Raw genomic sequence first — 20,474 nt, forward strand, 5'->3', positions numbered from 1 at the left:
GGCAGCGTCAGCCCGGCTCCTTAGTTGTGTTTGCGTTCTGGAGTCATCGTTGGCAGGGTCACTCAAGCTGCTGTTCGCGGCGCCGATGCTATTGAGCCTCGTCGCCGGTTGCGCCACCTTCTCACTCGGCGGTCTCTCCTCGCGCGATTGCCTGGCGCGAGCGATGTATTTCGAATCCAACCGTTCCAGCGAGGACGGCATGCTGGCGGTCGGCACCGTGGTGATGAACCGCGTGGCCGACAAGCGCTATCCGCATTCGGTGTGCGGCGTGGTCGGGCAGAAGAACCAGTTCGCGCCAGGCGTGCTGTCGAAGCGGATGACCGAGAAGCGCTCGGCGGCCCTCGCCTATAGCATCGCCGACAGGGTGCTGCGTGGCGCCCGCCACCCGACGCTGTCGCGCGATGTGAAGCACTTCCACACGGCGGGCTACCGGTTCTCGTACAACAACATGTTCTACGTGCTTGAGGCCGGCGGGAACAATTTCTACGAGAAGCGCAAGGCCGGCACCTTCACCAACGACCCGTTCTCGGCGCTCGCCTACTGGTAGGCTAGAGGCTCAGCCCAAACCAATTCGTCAGCACGAACACGCTGCCGAAGATGATGGCCCAGAACACGCCCCAGACGAGCACTGCCGAGGCGATCGCCACGGCGAACCCGATCAGGATCCATACGCCGTCCCGTTCCAGGATCCCCAATGCCATGATGCAGAGCGCCACCGAGGGCAGCATGTTGCCCAAGGGAATTGGCAGGAACAGGATGATCGCCATCACCGCGCTGACCAGCCCGACGAGATAGACCGCCGGGCGCGTGGCGAGGAAAGTCAGCCGGGGCCGCATGATGTTCTCGGCTCGCGCCAGCCACGGCGCCACTGTGGTCACCACACGGCGGAAATCCACCCGGCTCAGCGATCGGTCGGTGATGAGCTTGGGAAGCCAGGGCTTCATCCCCAGCATCAGCTGCACGGTGAGGAACAGCAGCGGCGCACCCAGCACCGCGGAGACGCCCGGCGGCATCGGCAGGGCCGTCGGCACGGAGAAGATGAAGATCAGGGCGCCCAACGCCCGCCGCTTGAGCGCCTCCAGCAGGTCGCCGACCGATATCCGGTCCTTGTCCTCCGCTTCGGCGATCGCCGTCAAAATGGCCGAGAGCCTGTCGGCGCCCTCGGCCTTGTCCACGTGCTTCAGGTCGATTTCGGGATCATGCTCTGCCATCGGCCGCGATCATGCCCAACGATTCCTCGTTGCCGCAACCCTTTAGGGCTGCGTCAGAAATCCCCACCCATGTCGAAACCGCCGCCGTCGCCACCACCGCCGTCGCCCCAGCCACCGTCATCGCCGCCACCATTGTCGGCACCGTGATCCTGGCCCGAGTCCTGCCCCTGGTCCTGCTGGTTGTCGGTGTCATTGGGCTGGTCGTTGGCAGGCGCCTCGGAGGCGTGCGCCCCACCGGCGCCGAGCAGCGAGCCAATGGCACTGCCGAGCAGAACACCGCCAGCAACGCCGAGCGCCGTCTGCGCCGCGCCGGCCAGGAAGCCGCCGCCCTGCCCCATCTGCCCGCGCTGATAGCTCGCCGGCGGCGGGTCGTCCGCACGATCCCACGGTCCGCGGTTGCGTTGGACCTGCTGGCGATCCTCATAGCGGTTCTGCCGGCCGCGGCCATCGTCGAAGAGACCGCCAAACAGCCCACCGCGACCACGCTCCTCGGTCTCGCGCTCCAGCTCCTGGATACGACGCTCCGCCACCTCCAGCGCGTGCTGCTGCACGAGGATGGTCTGCGCCATGTAGTACGGCGCGCCCGGCTGTCTCACAATTTCGCGATCGATCAGATCTTGCGCTTCAGGATCGCGCTCGGGGTTCTTGCGCTCCACATCGGCGAGCCGGTCGAACAGGCCCTCGATGGCGCGGCGATCTTCAAGGTTCAGCATCTTCAGTCTCCAATGTTGAACGATGCGGAACACATGGGAACCAGCGCCGACCCTCACAATGGTCGCGGCGGGCTAAATTGGACATGCACCCGGCGCCGACGAGAACAGCAGGAATGTCCATTGACTTGCCTCGCCCGTCGGCGAAGCTCTCCCGCACCAAGCCAGCGAGGCCACTTATGTCCAGCGATGACGACCTGCCCGAAGACAGCAAGCTTACCAAGACCAAGTCGCGCTGGGCCGAGCTCGGCAAGTTCCTGACAGGTCAGCAGACGCGGCCGGAGGATGCACGGCTGCCGCCGGGGCAGCATCTGGTGAAGAACTGGCCGATCCTCGATCTCGGCCAGACCCCGAACGTCCCCAAGGAGGTCTGGCGCCTCGATATTGCCGGCGAGGTCGAGCACCCGCAGACCTGGTCGTTCGACGAGCTGATGCAGCAGCCGCAGGCCGAAAAGCTCAACGATATCCACTGCGTCACCAGCTGGTCGCGCTACGACAACCACTGGAAGGGCGTGACCACGCATCAACTGATGGACGCCGTCGGGGTGAAGCCCGAGGCGCGTTTCGTGCTCTTCACCTCGAACGACGGCTACACCACCAACATGGCCATCGAGGATTTCGCCTCGGAGGATGCGCTCATCGCCCACACCTGGGAAAATGAGCCACTGACCCGTGACCATGGCGGCCCGGTGCGGCTGGTGGTGCCGCACCTCTACTTCTGGAAGAGCCCGAAATGGCTGCGGCGGATCGAGTTCGCGCAGCGCGACCACCGCGGCTTCTGGGAGGTCCGCGGCTATCACAACCACGCCGATCCCTGGAAGGAAGAGCGCTATTCCTGATCCAGCCGCCTTGGCGGCCGGATCGGTTCGTCATCGGGTGGCTCAGGCGCCGGTATAGTCACGCTTGCCGAGCGGCACACCGTTGTGGCGCAGGATCGCGTACGCGGCAGTGATGTGGAAGAAGATCTGCGGCACCGCATTGAGCGTGATGTGCTCGATCGCCGGCACCTGCGTATCCTCGCCGCGCACCTTGAGCGTCAGCGTCTTGTTCTCGGCGCCGGCCAAGTCGGCCTCCGAGAAGCTTGCCACGAAGTCGAGGCCCTTCTTCACCCGGGCGCGCAGATCGGCCAGCGTCACCTCATTGTCTTCCCAGCTCGGCGCCGCCTTTCCGGTCAGGCGCGACAGCGCGAACTTGACGCGATCGGTGCTCGACTGCACCTGGAAGGCCAACGGATGCATGTCCGGCGCCAGCCGCGATGCCACCAGCACTTCCGGCTTGATCTTGCGCTCGGCCGCGTTGGCCTCGGCCTTCACCAGCATGGCGTCGAGATTGTTGAGATAGCGCGTGAACACCGGCACGGTGACCGCGTACATGGAAAGCGACATCGATAGTCCTCGGGGGTTGGTCGTAAGGCGGGTAGGTCCTACCAGCTGTGATCGACGGAGCGTTCGCGCTGTGTCGGCTGGATGATTGTCGGCCAGTAATAGTCCTCGGGCAGGACCACCTGGAAGTCATAGGTAACGAGCGGCTTGCCGTCGACGGCAATGGCGATGGAATGGGCTCCAACGGGGTCGCCGGCGGCGACGCACCAGCTGTGGCTGAACCAGCCCTCCTCGTCGAGCTCGGGCGTGAACGTCCGGGTCGCCACCTTGCCATCGGCCGAGATATCGATGCCGTCGTCGGGATCGGTGGCCAGCGTGCCCCAATCGGCGAGCGCCACGGGCAGGCTCAGCGTTTCAGTCGCACTGGCCGGCGCCGGCCCCTCGCCGAGCTTCACATACCAGTTGTAGCAGGCATTGCCGGGCAGCAATGGCACCACGGTGTCGTTGAGCACCTCGTCGGTGCCGGCGTAGTGGAAGGTGACCTGGAAAACCGAATCGGCAAGCTCCGCCGCCCCGGCAGGAACGGCGCCGGATGCCAGCAGGACCATAAGAACCGGTATTCTCAGCCGCATCTTCCCTCTCAATCTTCGGCCGGACCTTAGCCCGCCGCCACTCGCATCGGAAGTGGATTTGACGGCCGGAGGGCGAGCCGAGGCACCACCCGTTGGCATGCCAGGAGCAGTATACGCAGTGGCGGCGAACCATTCGGTAAGCATTGATGCAATGTGGGAAGGTCAGTCATATTGCCACCTGTTTCAAGGTGTTAGCCTCACCATTGCGGACGCTGCCGAGAGCCGGCAGCGCATTGGGAGAAGCCTTATGAGCGTCGTTCGATACTTTGCCGGCCTGCTGGCCGGCCTCATGATCATTCTGACTGTCATCAGCCCGACTTACGCGCAGGACATGAGCACCCGGGTCATCGTGCCCGATGTGCCCGGCGGCGCCTTGTTTACCGGCTGCTACAACGTGCAGCAGCGCCTCTATGGTCCATATCGCATGAGCTTCTGCCTCGAGCAGCGCGGTACCTACTCGGTGCGCGGTGGCGGCGTGCGTTGCGATGGCCGCCTCACCTGGAATGCGCGCGGCCGGGACATCAACATCCAGCTCAAGCGCACGCCGTGCGGCAATGGGGTAGCCTGGAGCGCTGATAGCATGGTCTGCCGAGGCGGTGGCCTGCTGCCGGCCTTCCTCGCCCGGATCATCGTGCCGGACCTGCCGGTGCTGCAGACGCTCCGCTGCACCTATACGCCGTCGGTTTCCCACGAACGTCCGATGCAGATCACGGCGCGCCGGATCGACTGACATCGGGCCGTCATCGGCACAAAATAAGAGGGCCACGAAACCATTTCTGGCTTCGTGGCCCTGAGAAGCGCCGGCCGCACTGTTGAGGGCTTGGGGGCAGCGGCGGGCAACTCCTCGCTGGTTCACCGGTGCATGGGTCGTTTGCAGTAGTCCAGTGAACTCCCCTTAAAGATGGGTGCCCTTTGCGGCATGAAAAGTGCCTTCACTGGAAGGTGAAGTACATGAACAGCCGGTAAGGTGCGGCGATTGCCGAACCGGCCGGAAGACCCTAAGGATGGGCTGCAAAGCGGTGCCGCGCACCGCCTTGCCAACGAGAAGAACATGGACACCATTACTCCCGAGGCGCTGCCGCAAAAGGCCTTCACCGACCCGCACGCCGCCTGGGCCTACGTTTCCGAGATTTATCACCGCAATACCGGCTTCATCCGCGAACAGCTGCTCGGGCTGACGCGCGGCCGCGTTCCCAAGGGCCGGGTGCGCGCCTTCTACCCGGAGGTGCAGGTCACGTCGCGCAGCTACGGCAAGACCGATAGCACCCTGCCCTATGGCTATCTCCACACGCCGGGCATCTACCGCACCACGATCACGGCGCCGGACCTGTTCAAGAACTATCTGATCGAGCAGTTCGAGGTGATCCTGCGCAACCACGGCGGCGCCATCGAGGTCGGTGAGTCCGCCACCCGCATCCCGCTGCATTTTGCCATTCCCTCGACCGAGCGGATTGACGGCGAGGCGATCAACGCCCTGCCGATCCCGCTGCGCGACCTGTTCGATGTGCCGGACCTGCAAGATACCGACGATGAGATCGCCAACGGCACCTTCGTGCCGCCGCCCGGCGGCCCCTACCCGCTGGCCCATTTCACCGCGCCGCGCGTCGACTATTCGCTGCAGCGGCTCAGCCACTACACCGGCACCGAGGCGGATCATTTCCAGAACTTCGTGATCTTCACGAACTATGGCTTCTACATGGATGAGTTCGCCCGCGTGGCGCAGCGCTACATGGAAGAAGGCCACCCCGAATACGAGAGCTTCGTCGAACCGGGCGGCTTCACCACCCGCAACGAGCGCCTCGGCGGCGGCACCACCGGCCAGCGCGCCACCCGCACCCCGCAGATGCCAGCGCTGCACCTGACCATGCCGCGCAACCGCGGCATCACCATCGTCAACATCGGCGTCGGCCCGAGTAACGCCAAGACCGCCACCGACCACATCGCGGTGCTCCGCCCGCATGCCTGGATCATGCTCGGACACTGCGCCGGCCTCCGCAACTCGCAGGAGCTGGGCGACTACGTCCTCGCCCATGCGTACCTCCGCGAAGACCACGTGCTCGACGCCGACCTGCCGGTCACCGTGCCGATCCCGGCGCTAGCGGAAGTGCAGGTGGCGCTCGAGCAGGCGGTCGCCGAGATCACCCATCTCGAGGGCATCGAGACCAAGCGCATCATGCGCACCGGCACCGTTGCCACCTTCGACAACCGCAACTGGGAATTGCGCGACCAGGCCGAGATCACCCGCCAGCTCAGCCAGTCGCGCGCCGTCGCCCTCGACATGGAATCGGCCACCATCGCCGCCAACGGCTTCCGCTTCCGCGTCCCCTACGGCACGCTGTTATGTGTAAGCGACAAGCCGCTGCACGGCGAGCTGAAGCTGCCGGGCATGGCGTCGGACTTCTACCGGACGCAGGTGAACCGGCACTTCCAGATCGGGCTTCGTGCGATGGAGATTCTCCGCGACCAGCCGCCGGAGCGGCTGCACTCGCGGAAGCTCAGGAGCTTTGCGGAGACGGCGTTCCAGTAGCGTCTTCGAAGGAGGGGGTGGCATGACGGAACTTGAGCAAATGGTGGCTAGGTCAGAAGCCTGGTCTCGCCCGTGTCTCCGATTTGTAGCGTCCACGGGGGAGACAAGCTCATTTCTGGGGGGAGTGCCGACCCTCTCCTTGGGTATGGACTGGCCAAGTTGGAATGGACGCCCACTGGGTTTCCTTGCCCAACTTGACCTCCAGCAGGCGTCTCAAGGCTGGTGGCCCGAGTGGATGCCGCGAAGCGGCCACCTATTATTCTTCTACGAAACTGAACAGCATTCTTGGGGCTTTGACTCGGCCGATCGCGGAAGCTGGCGGGTGCTGCACCTTACGCGCAGCGCCGGAGATCCGCCGACACTACCTCCTACACTGCCCGACAGTGCACAGTTTGATCGCAGATGCGTTTCATTCAGCCGTTCCAGCTCGCTACCGAGTTGGGAGCGGCTGGTCTCGCCAGAGGATGGCATCGAGTACGGAACCGATCGCTGGGATGAACTATCCGAGTATCTTTATGGTGAGAGGGACCGACATTTGGCTGGAAGCCCTGCACATCAGCTGTTTGGTTTGCCCGTGCCGCAGCAGGCCGATGGCATGGAGCTAGAGTGCCAGCTTGCCTCGAACGGGCTCTATGTCGGCAACTCATCCGGATACGACGACCCGCGGCGGCCGGCATTGGAGCCGGGAGCGGTCGACTGGCAATTGCTCCTCCAAATCGATAGCGACGATGACGTCGGGATGATGTGGGGCGACGTTGGCATGCTCTACTTCTGGGTCCGAAAGCAGGACGCAGAAAGAGCAGATTTCTCAAACGTATGGATGGTGCTCCAGTGCGGCTGACGCCTCAAACCGGCTCGTAATCAATCTCCAAAAACTTCTCCACCTCGCGCTCCCAGCGCTCCTTCACGAACTTCTCGTGCTTGGGGTGCTCGTTATAGGCCGTGTAAGCGGCCTGGTCCGCGAACTCCATCGAGAAGCCGAACTCGTAGTCGTTCTTCTTCGAAACCTGCCGCAACTGCTCGAATTTCTTGACGCCCGGGATCTCTTTCAGCACCAGCGCGTCGCGGAGAAAGGCCTTCTCCATCAACGAGCCGTGGGCGTGTTTCAAATTGAAGACGACAGTATGTCTGATCATTAGGCTCTCTCCCCCAATGCAACCGCTTCACTGGCGGCAATTGCCGTCATATTGACGATTCCGCGGCTGGTGGTCGAGGGGGCAAGGATGTGGGCCGGCGCTCGCGGTCCCATCAGGATCGGGCCGACGGCCAGTGCGTTGTTCATTTCCTTGAGCAGCGTCATCGACAGGTTGGCGCTGTCGAGGTTGGGGAACAGCAGGAGGTTCGCTTCGCCACCCAGCATCGAGTCGGGGATATAGCGGCTCCGCAACTCCTCGTTGAGCGCCAAGTCGCCCTGCATCTCGCCCTCGAGGATCATCTCGGGCGCCACCGCCTTCAGCTTCTGGTAGGTCTCGCGCATCTTGTAGGCGGTATCGCCGTCGCGGGAGCCGAAGTTCGAGTAGCTCAGCAGTGCGGCCTTGGCCTCGATGTTGAAGCGCTTGAGATGGTCGCGGGCCTGCAGCGCGATTGCCACCAGTTCGTCCGGCGTCGGATCGACGTTGACGTAAGTGTCTGCGAGGAAGAACACGCCGCGCGGCATGATCAGCATCGAAAGCGCCGAGACGTCCTTGACGCCCTCCTGCAGCCCGATGATCGAGCGTATGTCGCGGACATGCTTGATGAAGCGGCCTTGGAAGCCGCAGAGCATGGCATCGGCCTCGCCGCGCTTCACCGACAGCGCCGCGATCACCGTGGTGTTGGTGCGCACGATGGTGCGGGCAATATCCGGCGTCACGCCGTTGCGGCCGACCAGCGAGTGGAAAAGTTCGACATAGTCGCGGTAGCGCGGATCGTCCTCGGGGTTCACCACCTCGAAGTCGCGGCCCGGCTTGATGGTCAGCCCGAAGCGCTGTAGCCGGCTCTCTATCACCTGCGGGCGGCCGATGAGGATGGGCTGCGCCATGCGGTCCTCGATCATCACCTGCGCGGCGCGCAGCACCCGCTCATCCTCGCCATCGGCGAAGGCGACGCGCTTGGCCTGCCCCACCACCCGGTCGATCACCGGCTTCATCACCAGCCCGGAGCGGAAGACGAAGCGGTTGAGGCTGTCGTGATAGGCCTGGAAATCAGTGATCGGGCGCTTCGCCACCCCCGACGCCATCGCTGCCCGCGCCACCGCCGGCGCGATGCGGAGGATCAGCCGCTGGTCGAACGGGTTGGGAATGATGTGCTCGGGCCCGAACACCGCCGGCTGCCCGGATGGCGACACCTCGAGGCCGGGATCATGCGCCAGCTTAGCGATGGCCTGTGCCGCCGCCAGCTTCATTTCCTCGTTGATCGTCGTCGCGCCGACATCCAGCGCGCCGCGGAAGATGAAGGGGAAGCAGAGGACGTTGTTGACCTGGTTGGGATAGTCCGAGCGGCCGGTGCAGACCATGGCGTCGGGGCGGATTTCCTTGGCCACCTCCGGCATGATCTCCGGGTTCGGATTGGCCAGTGCCAGGATCAGCGGGCTCGGCCCCATCTTCGCCAGCATCTCGGGCTTCAGCGCCCCGGCCGCCGACAGCCCGAGGAAGATATCGGCTCCATCGATCACCTCGGCCAGCGTCGTCGCATTCGACTGGCGGCAGAACCGCCCGCGCCACTTGTCGTTGACGTCGTCGCGCTTGTCGGTGAGCAGCCCATCTTTGTCGGCCACCCAGATGTTCTCGAGTTTTGCTCCCAGGGCGACCAGGATGTTGAGGCAGGCGATTGCTGCCGCCCCTGCCCCGGACGTGCAGATCTTCACGTCCTCGATCTTCTTGCCACTAAGCTCCAACCCGTTCAGCACCGCCGCGCCGACGATGATCGCCGTGCCGTGCTGGTCGTCGTGGAACACCGGGATCTTCATCCGCTCGCGCAGCGCTTCCTCGATGGCGAAGCACTCCGGCGCCTTGATGTCTTCGAGGTTGATGCCGCCGAAAGTCGGCTCCAGGGGCCGCACGACCTCAATGAACTTCTGCGGGTCGGTCTCGTCGATCTCGATGTCGAACACATCGATGCCGGCGAACTTCTTGAAGAGGACCGCCTTGCCCTCCATCACCGGTTTCGAGGCCAATGCCCCGATATTGCCCAGCCCGAGCACGGCCGTGCCGTTCGAAATCACCGCCACGAGGTTGCCGCGCGACGTGTACTTGGTCACCGCCTCCGGATCGGCTGCAATCTCCTCGCAGGGCGCTGCAACGCCGGGCGAATAGGCCAGCGACAGGTCGCGCTGGTTGCCGAGCGGCTTGGTCGCCTGAATCTCCAGCTTTCCGGGCTTCGGAAACTCGTGAAAATGCAGCGCCGCCTCGCGCAGCGCCTTCTTCTGTTCGGTCACGTCGGCAGACATCGAAACCCTCCGGAAACTCAGAGTGGAGTGCCACTAATCGAGGGCGATGAAAAGGCGGTGCGCAGAGGAAACTGTCCGGGGTGTTTCCCTGGCTGCGTCTCCCTCCCACTTGCGGGGAGGGGCCAGAGGTGAGGGGGCCGCTCGCACCGGCTCTTCGGCTACGCCGCGCTCACCTGCGCCAGCCCCGGCAACGCCACCGGTGCATTCAGCGCCCGCGCCAGATCACGGAACGCGCCGGCCTTCAGCGCCGGCGCAAACAGGTACCCCTGCGCATGCACCACGCCGCGCGCCCGCAGGTAGAGCGCCTGCGCCTCCGTCTCGACACCCTCGGCGACAATCTCGGTGCCAAGGTCGCGCGCCATCGAGATAAGGCCGTCCAGCACCGGCACGGGCGACCCGTCCGCCTTGATCATGTCGACGAATACCCGGTCGATCTTCACCACGTCGACGCCCAGCGTCTGCAGGTAGGCGAGGTTCGAGTGCCCGGTGCCGGCATCGTCCATCGCCAGCCGGCAGCCCAGCGCGTGCAGCCCGGCGATGACGCTCTGCGCCTGGGCCATCTTCTCGAGCGGCTTGCGCTCGGTGATTTCGAACACGAGCTGGCGGAAATTGATCGACGAGTTGGCAAAGATCGTATGCACGTCGTCGACGACATTGCCGTCGCGGAAGTGCCCCTCGAACAGGTTGATCGAGATCTTGATGTCCGGCATGTCGCGACAGATGCCGCCAAGATCGGCCTTCACCTGCTGCATCAGGCTCACCGTCATCGGCAGGGCCAGGCCGGTGAGTTCGGCATATTCGATAAAGGCCCCAGGCGGCACCACCTCGCCGTTCTTCTTCTCCCACCGGCAGAGCACCTCGCACCCGGCCAGCGCTCCGGTCCTGAGATTGATCACCGGCTGATAGTAGGGCTTCAACTCGCCCGCCGCGATCGCCCTCTCGAGATCGAAGGCGGGCAGGTCCGAGCGTCGCACGTATTGCAGCGCAAGGATCAGGAACGCCCCGCACATCAGCGCCGCCACCACCGTGAAGCTGGCGTCGAGATCGCCGTAGTCGGCCCGCACCATGGCGAACGGGACGGCGGCCGTCACGCGGATCGGCAGCTCGCCGGCAAAGCTCTCCGCCGTGACGAACTCGATCTCACCCCGGCTGTCATACGCCTTGGGGTCGCCGACGGTCACGATCTCAGCCCCGTCGGTCAGCGAGACACGGACCATCGACGTGGGCTTCAGTCCGTTCAGCAGGCTGTCCGGCTCCGCCGCGAGGATCGGCGCGAACGCCGAGACGCGGCGCGCCGTCCCGAAGGCCTGGGTGATCTTCAGCACGGGCATCCGCAGGTCGGCATACTTCGCCACCTCGATGGTCTCGGTCTGGTTGGGCACCGACAGCGGCCGGGACAGCGGCGAGTACTTCACGTCCTTGCCGAGCGCGTCGCAGTACTGGACGCCGTCCGCGTTCTCGACCAGCACCTGCTTGAGATACAGGCTCTGCTCCATCTGCCGGTGCACGTTGGCGATGAAGCTCGGCGTGCAGAGCGACGGGCTTTCCGCGAGGATGCGGCGCAGCGAGGCGATGGTGTCGTAAGCGGTCGCCTGCACCCTCCCCGCCACTGCGTCAACCGATTGCTGCAGCAGCGCCCGCTCGCGCACCCGCACGTAGGAATCGAGCACGAAATCCACCGCCATGACCGGCAGAAACGCAGCAATGGCCGCGAGCAGCATCAGCGCATGGGAATACTTGGACTTCACCGAGCGAATCCGCCCCCGACGGAGATAGGCAACAAATGCCTAGCGGGCGGACTTTAAGAGAGTGTTAACGCTGATTGCGTCGGCGTGCCGGAATGGGACGCAAACGAAAAGGGCGCCCGAAGGCGCCCTTTGAAATACCCAATTCGCCGCCGGCTACTTCGCGTCCGCGATCACCCGCACGTGCAGCTCGCGCAGCTGCTTGGGCTCGGCCGGGCTCGGGGCGCCCATCAGCAGGTCTTCGGCCTGCTGGTTCATCGGGAACAGCGTGATCTCGCGCAGGTTCTGCGCGCCGCAGATCAGCATGACGATGCGGTCGATGCCGAAGGCGGCACCACCATGCGGCGGGGCGCCGTACTGGAAGGCGCGGTAGAGGCCGCCGAACTGCTCCTCGACCTCGGCGCGCGACTTGCCGGTCAGCTCGAACGCCTTGACCATGGTCTCGGGCAGCTGGTTACGGATCGAGCCGGACGCGATCTCGAAGCCGTTGCACACCGCGTCGTACTGGTACGCCTTGATGGTCAGCGGGTCCTGCGAGTTCAGCGCCTCGATCCCGCCCCGCGGCATCGAGAAGGGGTTATGCGCGAAGTCGACGCGCTTTTCTTCCTCGCTCCACTCGTAGAACGGGAAGTCGACGATCCAGCACAACTTGAACTGGTCGAGGTGCGTCAGGTTGAGATCGAGACCGACCTTCACCCGCGCCTCGCCGGCGAACTTGTACATCTTGTCCGGCCGGCCAAGCACGAAGAACACGGCGTCGCCGTCGGCGAGACCGAGCTGGGTGCGGATCGCCGCCGTGCGCTCTTCGCCGATGTTCTTGGCCACAGGGCCCGAGCCCGCGCCGTCCTTGAAGAAGATGTAGCCGAGGCCCGGCTGGCCCTGCGACTGCGCCCAGGCGTTCATACGATCGCAGAAGGCGCGGCTGCCGCCGGTCTTGGCCGGAATGGCCCAGACCTCGACCTTGTCGTCACTGGCGATCTGGTTGGCGAACACGCCGAAGCCCGAGCCGCGGAAGTGCTCGGTGACTTCCTGCATCTCGATCGGGTTGCGCAGGTCCGGCTTGTCCGAGCCGTACTTCCGCACCGCCGTGTCATACGGGATGCGTGGCCATTCCTTGGTCACGGGCTTGCCGTCGGCGAACTCCTCGAACAGCCCGGTGATGACAGGCTGCATGGTGTCCCAGATCTCTTCCTGGGTGACGAAGCTCATCTCGAGGTCGAGCTGGTAGAACTCGCCCGGCAGGCGGTCGGCGCGCGGGTCTTCGTCGCGGAAGCACGGCGCGATCTGGAAATAGCGATCGAACCCGGCCACCATCAGCAGCTGCTTATATTGCTGCGGCGCCTGCGGCAGGGCGAAGAACTTGCCCGGATGGATGCGGCTCGGCACCAGGAAGTCGCGCGCCCCTTCCGGCGACGACGCGGTGAGGATCGGGGTCGAGTATTCGGCAAAGCCGATATCGCCCATGCGTCGGCGCATTGACGAGATCACCTTGGTGCGCTTGACGATGTTGGCGTGCAGCGTCTCGCGGCGTAGGTCGAGGAAGCGGTACTTGAGCCGGATGTCTTCCGGATAGTCCGGTTCGGCGAACACTGGCAGCGGCAGCTCGGTCGCCTCGCTCAGCACTTCGAGCTCGCGGATGAACACTTCGACCTGGCCCGTCGGCTGCTTGCCGTTCACCGTCTCGGGCGTGCGCTGCTTCACTTCGCCATCGACGCGGATCACCCATTCCGAGCGTACGCGCTCGGCGTCCTTGAACGCAGGCGAATCCGGATCCACGACCAGCTGGGTCAGGCCGTAATGGTCGCGCAGGTCGATGAACAGCAGCCCACCGTGGTCGCGGACGCGATGCACCCAGCCCGAAAGCCGCACATTATTGCCCACGTCACCCTGACGAAGGGCGGCGCAGGTATGGGTGCGATAGCGGTGCATTTCACTCATCTCTTGTCTCTGAGGCAGGCGGATTTCGGGGCCGGACAAGCGCACGCGAGGGCGCAATTGTCAAGTTGAGGGCTACCGCTGGCAACCAAGCTGTGATTCGACGCTGGCAGGTGCTGGATTCGCCTGTTATGCAAGGGCTCTAGTCTTGCTGCCCTTGAAAGAGTCTTGATGGAGCTCATTACTTCGACCGACGTGCTCGCTGCCTTTTCAAAGCGCGCCGCCGGTTATGATTTCGTGACGGTCGATACCGAGTTCCTGCGCGAAACAACCTACTGGCCGAAGCTTTGCCTCTTGCAGGCGGCAACTCTCGACGAAGCGGTCCTGATCGATCCGCTCGCCCCCGGCCTCGATTTGTCGCCGTTCTTCAAGCTCCTCGCCAGCGACAAGGTCCGTAAGGTCTTCCACGCGGCGCGCCAGGATATCGAAATCTTCGTCAAGCTTACCGGCAAGGTGCCGGTGAATATCTTCGACACCCAGGTCGCCGCTTCGGTCTGCGGCTTCGGCGACAGCGTCAGCTATGACAACCTGGTCCGCTCGATCACCAAGGTCGAACTCGACAAGTCCTCGCGCTTCACCGATTGGTCGGCCCGGCCGCTCACCGAGAAGCAGAAAACCTACGCCCTCGCCGACGTGACCCACCTCCGCGATGTCTACGCCGCGCTGGTCAAGCAGGTCGACGACACCGGCCGCTGGGACTGGGTCGAGGACGAGCTCGCGGTGCTCGAGTCCATCCACACCTACGTGGTGCAGCCCGAGCACGCCTGGGAGCGGCTCAAGGCGCGCCTCACCAAGCCGCGCGATGTCGCAGCCCTCAAGGCGCTCGCCGCCTGGCGCGAGCAGCGCGCCCAGGATACCGACCAGCCGCGCAGCCGCATCCTCAAGGATGACGCGCTGATCGAACTGGCCATGCAGCGTCCGCTCAACCCCGAGAGCTTCGACAAGCTGCGCGCCGTGCAGCGCGGCTACGGCCGCTCGTCCGCAGCCGGTGAGATCGTCTCGATCCTCAAGGACGTCGAGGCCCTCAACAAAGCCGACCTTCCCAAGCTGCCGGACCGCTACCGCGGCCCCTCCCCCAAGGGCGCCGTCGGCGACCTGCTGCGCGTGCTGCTGAAGTCCGTCGCCGAAGATAATGGCGTCGCCTCCCGCATCATCGCCACCTCGGACGACATCGACGCCCTGGTACTCGACGACGACGCAGATGTGGCGGCCCTCAAAGGCTGGCGCCGCAAGCTGTTCGGCGACAAGGCGCTGGCCATCAAGCACGGCAAACTCGGGCTCGCCGCGAGCAAGCAAGGCGTGATCGAGATCGAGATCTTGGACGACGAGGAGTAGGGCTCAGGCCCTACCCCGCCACCACATCCGTCAACTTGATCCCCACCACGCCCGCCAGCTGATCCAACCTGCCGCGCAGGTGCTCGCCGTCGAGGAACGCCAGGTCCGTCGGCAGGTGCAGTTTCAGGATGCCCTTGTCGACCGAGAAGCTGACACGCGGCAGCACGCCCGGCATCGCCGCCGACATCGGGTAGGCGACGCGGAACGCCGCGCCCAGTAGCCGCGCCCGGGCGCTCATCCCCGCTCCGGAAAGCGCCAGCAGGCTCTGGCTCATCGATTTCTGCTTCAGGCCCATGTAGCGCACCGCCAGCACCTCGGCGAGGAACGCCCGGCCCGGGTGGTCGACGCCGGTAGCCGAGCCGTAGGCGACCATGTCGACCGCCTGCTCACCGCGATAGTCCGGATGCCCGCGCCAGCCGATATCGGCAAGGTAGCAGGCAACCTTGCGTAGCCGCAGCTCTTCCTCGGTCTCGGTGATCCCCACCGTGGTCAGAAACTCCGCGGTGAACTCGATCAGATCCTCGGCATGCGCCGGCGAGCGCGAACGCAGCACGCTCATCTGCTCGGCGGTCTGCATGAGCGGGTCCACCGATCGCTCGGCGTCGCCGAGCAGGCCGTAGAGATAGCCCTCGCGGACGCCCAGCGCCGAGAACACCACGGTGTCGAACTTGCCGGCCTTCAGCACTTCGATCATCACCGCGGCGCCGTATGGCACCAGCTCGCGCCGGCTGGAGCTGACATGCTCGGAGCCGGTGTAGGGCTTGCCCGCCGCCGTCGCCGCAACGATCTGCTCGCACAGCTCGAGCATGTCTGCGGCGGCGACCTCGTAGTGCTGCACCATGTGCAGCGGATAGTCGCGCAGCACCTGATGCACCTTGGCGAGCGACCGCCAGGTGCCGCCGATGGCGCAGAAACTGCCGCCCCTCGCCGTCAACAGCGCTGATTTCTTCAGCCGGCGCTTGGCCACGGCCTGCGCCTTTGCCGGCGAGTTCTCCGAATCGTCCTGCAGCCGGATGACGCCGAGCTCATGGGTCTCGCCGGTCGAATCGGTCCCGTCGGCGATCGAGGACAGCTCGAGGCTGCCGCCGCCGAGATCGCCGACCACGCCGACGAATCCGGGCATGCCCGAGATCGCGCCCAGCGCCGCGAAATGCGCCTCCTCGGCGCCGGACAGTACCGTCACCTTGGCGCCCATGATCTCCTCGACCGCGTCGACGAAGGCCTTGGAATTGGAGGCCTCGCGCACAGCGGACGTCGCGAGAATATGCGTCGTGCCCACCCGCATCAGCCGCGACACCAGCGCAAAGCGCTGGATCGCCGTCAGTGCGCGGTCGATGTTCTCGTAGGCAATCTTGCCGGTCTGGGCCAAGCCACGGCCGAGCGCACAGGCAGTCTTCTCGTTGTAGAGCGGGGTCAGCGAGCGGGCATGCCGTTCGTAGACCACGAGACGAACCGAGTTCGACCCGATATCGAGCACGGCAACAGGACGTGCGCCCTTGAGGCGGCCCTGCGCGGTGGGGTCGGCGTCGACGCCCCAGTATTGGTTCACTGGCTTCTCTCTTCGTTGTCGCGCTTCAGAGCCGTACCGCGTCCGGAGAGGCTCGCGTGCGTCATGAAGTAGTCGTGCGCATTGTAGGGCTCCTCGCCCTCCCTGGGCTTTATCCTATCGGAACTGCCGTCGGGAAGCACCTCCCAGCTCTGCTGGTTGTCTTTCAAATACGCAACCATGGTGCGATCGAGAATCTGCTCGTGCACCGTGGTGTTGAGAATCGGCACCATCACCTCGACGCGCCAATCGAGGTTGCGCAGCATGATGTCAGCCGAGCTCATGTAGACCTTGGCCTTGCGCGAAGGCAGCAGCGCCCCTTGCCCGAAGCAGAAGATGCGGCTGTGCTCGAGGAAGCGCCCGACCAGCGACTTCACCCGGATATTATCCGAGAAGCCCGGGATACCTGGCCTCAGGCAGCAGATGCCGCGCACGATCAGCTCGATCTTCACGCCCTTGCGGCTGGCGTCGTAGAGGGCGTCAATGATCTCCGGGTCGACCAGGGCATTCATCTTCAGCCAGATATTGGCCGGCTCGTTCCGTTCGGCGAACTCGATCTCGCGGGCGATGTGATCGAGCAGCGTCTGCCGCAGCGTCACTGGCGAAAACGCGATCGCCTCCATCTCCGCGGGCCGTGCATAGCCCGTGATGAAGTTGAACACCCGTGCCACGTCGCGGGTGATCGACGGCTCGGTCGTGAAGTAGCTGAGGTCGGTGTAAATCTTGGCGGTGATCGGATGGTAATTGCCGGTCCCGAGGTGGCAATAGCTCACCAGTTTCCCACCCTCGCGCCGCACCACCTGGCTCATCTTGGCGTGTGTCTTCAGCTCGATGAAGCCGAACACCACCTGTGCGCCGGCGCGCTCAAGGTCCCGGGCCCAGCGGATGTTGGCCTCCTCATCGAAGCGCGCCTTCAGTTCCACCAGCGCCGTCACGGTCTTGCCCGCTTCGGCGGCCTGCACCAGCGCCTTGACGATCGGGCTGTCGCGCGACGTGCGATAGAGCGTCTGCTTGATCGCCACCACGTCAGGGTCGCGCGCTGCCTGCATCAGGAACTGCGCCACCACATCGAAGCTTTCGAACGGATGGTGGACCAACAGGTCCTTGGCCCGGATGGCGGCGAAGATGTCGCCATTGAAATCGCGGACGCGCTCCGGGAAACGCGGCTGGTAAGGCGGGAACCGCAGGTCCGCCCGATCGATGTCGCAGATCTTCGATGCGTCGGCGAGCCCCAGAAAGCCCTCGACCTCGAACGTGTCGGTCGGTCCCACCCCGAGCCGCTCGGAGATGTGGCGGCGCAAGGCGCGCGGCATCTTCTTTTCGATCTCGAGGCGGATCACCATGCCGCGGCGGCGCTGCCGCAGCGCGGATTCGAACTCCACCACCAGGTCGGCCGCTTCGTCGTCGATTTCGATTTCGCTGTCGCGGATGATGCGGAAGGCGCCCGAGCCGGACACGGTGTAGCCCGGAAACATCTTGTCGATGAACCGGTTGATCAGGGTGTCGATGGTCACCACCTCGACCCGGTTCGGCGCCGCCAGCTCGTTCGGAAGCGTCACGAAGCGGTCGAGATTGGACGGCACGCGCACCAGCGCGGTCAGCGTCTGGGCCGTCCCCTCGCGCACCATCTCGAAAGCCAGCGTGAAGCCCAGATTGGGGATGAACGGGAACGGGTGCGCCGGATCGACCGCGATCGGGGTCAGCACCGGAAAGATCTCTTCGCGGAACAGCTTTTGCAGGTACTTCACCTGCTCCGGCGTCAGATCGTCGGCCTCATGGATCACTACATCCTTGGCGAACAGCTCTTCGCGCAGCTGCTGCCAATGGTCCTGCTGCTCGAGATGCAGGTGCTGGGCCAGCGTCGCGATCTCTTCGAGCTGCTCGGCGGGGCTCAGCCCGTCCGCGCTCTGTTTGGTCAGGCCGGCGCGCAGTTGGCCCTTCAGCCCGGCGACGCGCACCATAAAGAACTCGTCGAGGTTGTTGGCCGAGATCGACACGAACCGCAACCGCTCGAGCAGCGGATGATTGATGTTACCCGCCTCCTCCAGCACGCGCATGTTGAACTGCAGCCAGCTGACCTCGCGGTTGACGAAGCGCGCCGGGCTCTGGCGCAGCTCGCTGACGTCCGGAGCCTCGCCAACCTGTTCTTCGGCGATTTCGCTCATTTCATTCATCGTCGTCGGCTCCGAGGTCTAGGGCCAGTTGAGTATCGTCGCGCAGCGCGCTGCGCTGCCTGAGCGCTTCGCTGGCAATGGCACGATTGATGGCGGTACCGCGCTCCAGCGCCATGCGATCCATCATCCCCGCAAGCGCAACCGCCTCTTCGGACGATCGTTCCATGCGAGCCACCAGGTAAGCAATGATCTTGGGCTCAACGGTCACCTGGCGGTCATCGAACAGCTTCACGAACATCTGTGACAATTGGATATCGTCGCTCAGTGACACGGTGAAATGCGCCGCGAGTCTGGCCCGCGATTTCAAATCATCGGTCGCGAACGGCCAGTTTGCAACCGACTCCCGCGCCGTCAGCAGCACCGGCCGCCGATCGCGCATCGATTGGTTGAGAAGGTGGAACAGCGCCGCCTCGTCATAGCCCGCCCGATCGGCATCCTCGACCACCAGTGGCTGCGTCCCACCATCGCGCGACAACGCCTCGGCGGTTGGCGGCGTGGCGTGCTCGGCCCCTGCCCGCTCCGCCCAGATCCGTGCCAGATGCGATTTCCCGGCGCTCGCTGCGCCCTCGATCAACGTCAGTGGTCCGGGCCAATGCGGAAATGCCAGGATATGCGCATGCGCCAGCCGGTTGCCCTCGCCGACGATGAAGTCGGCCTCGGCATGCGATGCCTCGTGCCCCAGATCCAGTGCCAGCTGGCCGCGCCCCGGTTGAGCGGAATCAGCGATAATCATTTCTCCGCCGCAACACGCGGCTTCCGTGCCGGTTTTGCCACCACCGCCTGCGCTTCTGCGGGAAGGTCATCGGGTCCGAGATAGAGGCTCGATTGCTGATACTTGGTCAGCGCGAACCGCGTCAGCACCCCCGAGATGGCCGCAAGCGGCACCGCCAGCAGCAGGCCGACAAAGCCGAACAGCAGGGCAAAGGCGAACAGCGCGAACATCAGCCAGACCGGGTTGATGTTGATGCTCTGCCCGACCAGCTTGGGGTAGAGGATGTTGCCCTCGAGGAACTGGCCGACGATGTAGATCAGCAGCACGATCAGCACGAACACCCAGCGATCGGGCCAGAACTGCACCAGAGCCACCGTCATCGACAGCGCGAAGCCGACGAAAAACCCTACATAGGGGACGAAGCTCAGGATGCCGCCGATCAGCCCGATGGCCAGCCCGTAATTCAACCCCGCCAGCGTCAGCGACGTGGCGTAGTACACGCAGAGCACGAGGATGACCGAGCCCTGCCCGCGGATCACGCCGGCCATCGCCTTGTCGATATCGGCGATCACGCCACGGATTTCGCCGCGATAACGGCGCGGCAGCAGGTCATCGACCTTCTTGACCATGCCCTCCCAGTCGACCAGCAGGTAGAATGCGACAACCGGGGTGATGAACAGCACGGCGATGGTGTTGATCACCGTCAGCCCGCTCTGCGCCAGCGTCGCGGTGATGATTCCAGCGAACTCGACGCCACGGCCGATGAGGTCGGTGAGGCTGTTTTCGAGTTGCGCCGTGCGCTCTGGACCGAGCCATTCGGTGAACTGCGGCATGTATTGCCGCAGCAGGTCCTGCAAATCGGCAACATATCCAGGCAAGCCGGCGATGAGACCGCCGACCTGCACCGCGACCAGCGGCACCAGGGCCAGCAGTAGCCCGAGCAGCAGGATCAGCACCAGCAGCAGCACCAGCATGGAGCCCCACGAACGGCCAATCCCCAGCTTCTGCAACCAGTTAACCACCGGATTGAGCAGGTAGGCGAGCGTCAGTCCCACGACGAACGGCAGGAGGATCGACCGGAAGACCCAGAGCAGCAGGATGGCCGCAAGAAACAGCCCCGCCCAGATCACGACCTGATATCTTAGGCTCAACGTCCCGGGCGTCTCTTGCTTCACCGAGGTGGAGCGGTTATCAGCGC

At 64.6% G+C, this 20,474-nt stretch carries 17 protein-coding genes and 1 pseudogene; 6 read left to right on the forward strand and 12 right to left on the reverse strand.

Annotated features, from left to right (window positions below):
- Positions 1–85 precede the first annotated feature (85 nt).
- Positions 86–496: pseudogene (locus AC1DYL_RS04255) on the forward strand (cell wall hydrolase); the annotation flags it as partial.
- A 52-nt stretch (positions 497–548) separates the two neighbouring features.
- Here the strand turns inward: AC1DYL_RS04255 and AC1DYL_RS04260 are convergent.
- Both AC1DYL_RS04260 and AC1DYL_RS04265 read right to left on the reverse strand, forming a co-directional pair.
- Entirely contained in the window at positions 549–1,211 is a 663-nt protein-coding gene (locus AC1DYL_RS04260) for an exopolysaccharide biosynthesis protein (RefSeq protein WP_477172171.1), read from the reverse strand.
- 53 nt (positions 1,212–1,264) lie between these two features.
- Positions 1,265–1,924: a DUF2076 domain-containing protein gene (locus tag AC1DYL_RS04265; protein ID WP_477172172.1), complete on the reverse strand. Its 660-nt coding sequence runs from the start codon at positions 1,922–1,924 to the stop codon at positions 1,265–1,267.
- A 176-nt stretch (positions 1,925–2,100) separates the two neighbouring features.
- On the opposite strand from AC1DYL_RS04265, the gene AC1DYL_RS04270 reads away from it, so the two are divergent.
- The gene (locus tag AC1DYL_RS04270; RefSeq protein WP_477172173.1) at positions 2,101–2,760 is read left to right on the forward strand and encodes a sulfite oxidase-like oxidoreductase; all 660 of its coding nucleotides are present in this window, start codon (positions 2,101–2,103) and stop codon (positions 2,758–2,760) included.
- Positions 2,761–2,802: 42 nt separating this feature from the next.
- On the opposite strand, the gene AC1DYL_RS04275 is transcribed toward AC1DYL_RS04270, so the two are convergent.
- Positions 2,803–3,306 (reverse strand): DUF1993 domain-containing protein, encoded by a 504-nt coding sequence (locus AC1DYL_RS04275; RefSeq protein ID WP_477149192.1) that lies wholly within the window; start codon positions 3,304–3,306, stop codon positions 2,803–2,805.
- Positions 3,307–3,344: 38 nt separating this feature from the next.
- Positions 3,345–3,851: a hypothetical protein gene (locus AC1DYL_RS04280; protein WP_477172174.1), complete on the reverse strand. Its 507-nt coding sequence runs from the start codon at positions 3,849–3,851 to the stop codon at positions 3,345–3,347.
- A 271-nt stretch (positions 3,852–4,122) separates the two neighbouring features.
- Here AC1DYL_RS04280 and AC1DYL_RS04285 point away from each other — a divergent pair, with 271 nt between their 5' ends.
- The 3 genes from AC1DYL_RS04285 (at position 4,123) to AC1DYL_RS04295 (ending at position 7,243) form a co-directional block, all read left to right on the forward strand.
- Entirely contained in the window at positions 4,123–4,605 is a 483-nt protein-coding gene (locus AC1DYL_RS04285) for a hypothetical protein (protein WP_477172175.1), read from the forward strand.
- A gap of 321 nt (positions 4,606–4,926) precedes the next feature.
- Positions 4,927–6,402, forward strand: a complete 1,476-nt coding sequence (locus tag AC1DYL_RS04290) for an AMP nucleosidase (RefSeq protein WP_477149189.1) — start codon at positions 4,927–4,929, stop codon at positions 6,400–6,402.
- Positions 6,403–6,442: 40 nt separating this feature from the next.
- On the forward strand, positions 6,443–7,243 hold the full coding sequence (locus AC1DYL_RS04295) for a YwqG family protein (protein ID WP_477172418.1): 801 nt from the start codon (positions 6,443–6,445) through the stop codon (positions 7,241–7,243).
- 4 nt (positions 7,244–7,247) lie between these two features.
- On the opposite strand, the gene AC1DYL_RS04300 is transcribed toward AC1DYL_RS04295, so the two are convergent.
- From AC1DYL_RS04300 to aspS, 4 genes are all read right to left on the reverse strand, one after another.
- The gene (locus AC1DYL_RS04300) at positions 7,248–7,538 is read right to left on the reverse strand and encodes a Dabb family protein (protein WP_477172176.1); all 291 of its coding nucleotides are present in this window, start codon (positions 7,536–7,538) and stop codon (positions 7,248–7,250) included.
- Positions 7,538–9,829, reverse strand: a complete 2,292-nt coding sequence (locus tag AC1DYL_RS04305) for an NADP-dependent malic enzyme (RefSeq protein WP_477172177.1) — start codon at positions 9,827–9,829, stop codon at positions 7,538–7,540. Before AC1DYL_RS04305 ends, AC1DYL_RS04300 begins: the two co-directional genes overlap by 1 nt.
- 158 nt (positions 9,830–9,987) lie before the next feature.
- Positions 9,988–11,577 carry an EAL domain-containing protein gene (locus AC1DYL_RS04310; RefSeq protein WP_477172178.1) on the reverse strand — a complete coding sequence of 530 codons (1,590 nt, stop codon included), beginning with the start codon at positions 11,575–11,577 and terminating at the stop codon, positions 9,988–9,990.
- 153 nt (positions 11,578–11,730) lie between these two features.
- Entirely contained in the window at positions 11,731–13,503 is a 1,773-nt protein-coding gene (aspS, locus tag AC1DYL_RS04315; RefSeq protein WP_477172419.1) for an aspartate--tRNA ligase, read from the reverse strand.
- A gap of 177 nt (positions 13,504–13,680) precedes the next feature.
- Between aspS and rnd the strand changes: the two genes are divergently transcribed.
- Entirely contained in the window at positions 13,681–14,844 is a 1,164-nt protein-coding gene (rnd, locus tag AC1DYL_RS04320; protein WP_477172179.1) for a ribonuclease D, read from the forward strand.
- A gap of 10 nt (positions 14,845–14,854) precedes the next feature.
- Here rnd and AC1DYL_RS04325 read toward each other — a convergent pair whose 3' ends face one another.
- From AC1DYL_RS04325 to AC1DYL_RS04340, 4 genes are read right to left on the reverse strand one after another with little or no spacing between them, the layout of a single operon-like run.
- Complete coding sequence (locus AC1DYL_RS04325; RefSeq protein WP_477172180.1) at positions 14,855–16,393, reverse strand: Ppx/GppA phosphatase family protein; 1,539 nt, start codon at positions 16,391–16,393, stop codon at positions 14,855–14,857.
- Positions 16,390–18,555, reverse strand: a complete 2,166-nt coding sequence (locus AC1DYL_RS04330) for an RNA degradosome polyphosphate kinase (protein ID WP_477149181.1) — start codon at positions 18,553–18,555, stop codon at positions 16,390–16,392. Before AC1DYL_RS04330 ends, AC1DYL_RS04325 begins: the two co-directional genes overlap by 4 nt.
- A gap of 1 nt (position 18,556) precedes the next feature.
- Positions 18,557–19,297: a P-loop NTPase family protein gene (locus AC1DYL_RS04335; RefSeq protein WP_477172181.1), complete on the reverse strand. Its 741-nt coding sequence runs from the start codon at positions 19,295–19,297 to the stop codon at positions 18,557–18,559.
- Complete coding sequence (locus tag AC1DYL_RS04340; protein WP_477172182.1) at positions 19,294–20,427, reverse strand: AI-2E family transporter; 1,134 nt, start codon at positions 20,425–20,427, stop codon at positions 19,294–19,296. The genes AC1DYL_RS04335 and AC1DYL_RS04340 overlap by 4 nt, the downstream gene beginning before the upstream one ends.
- Between the last annotated feature and the right edge of the window lie 47 nt (positions 20,428–20,474).

Source organism: Devosia sp. P1_H9 (assembly GCF_056405135.1).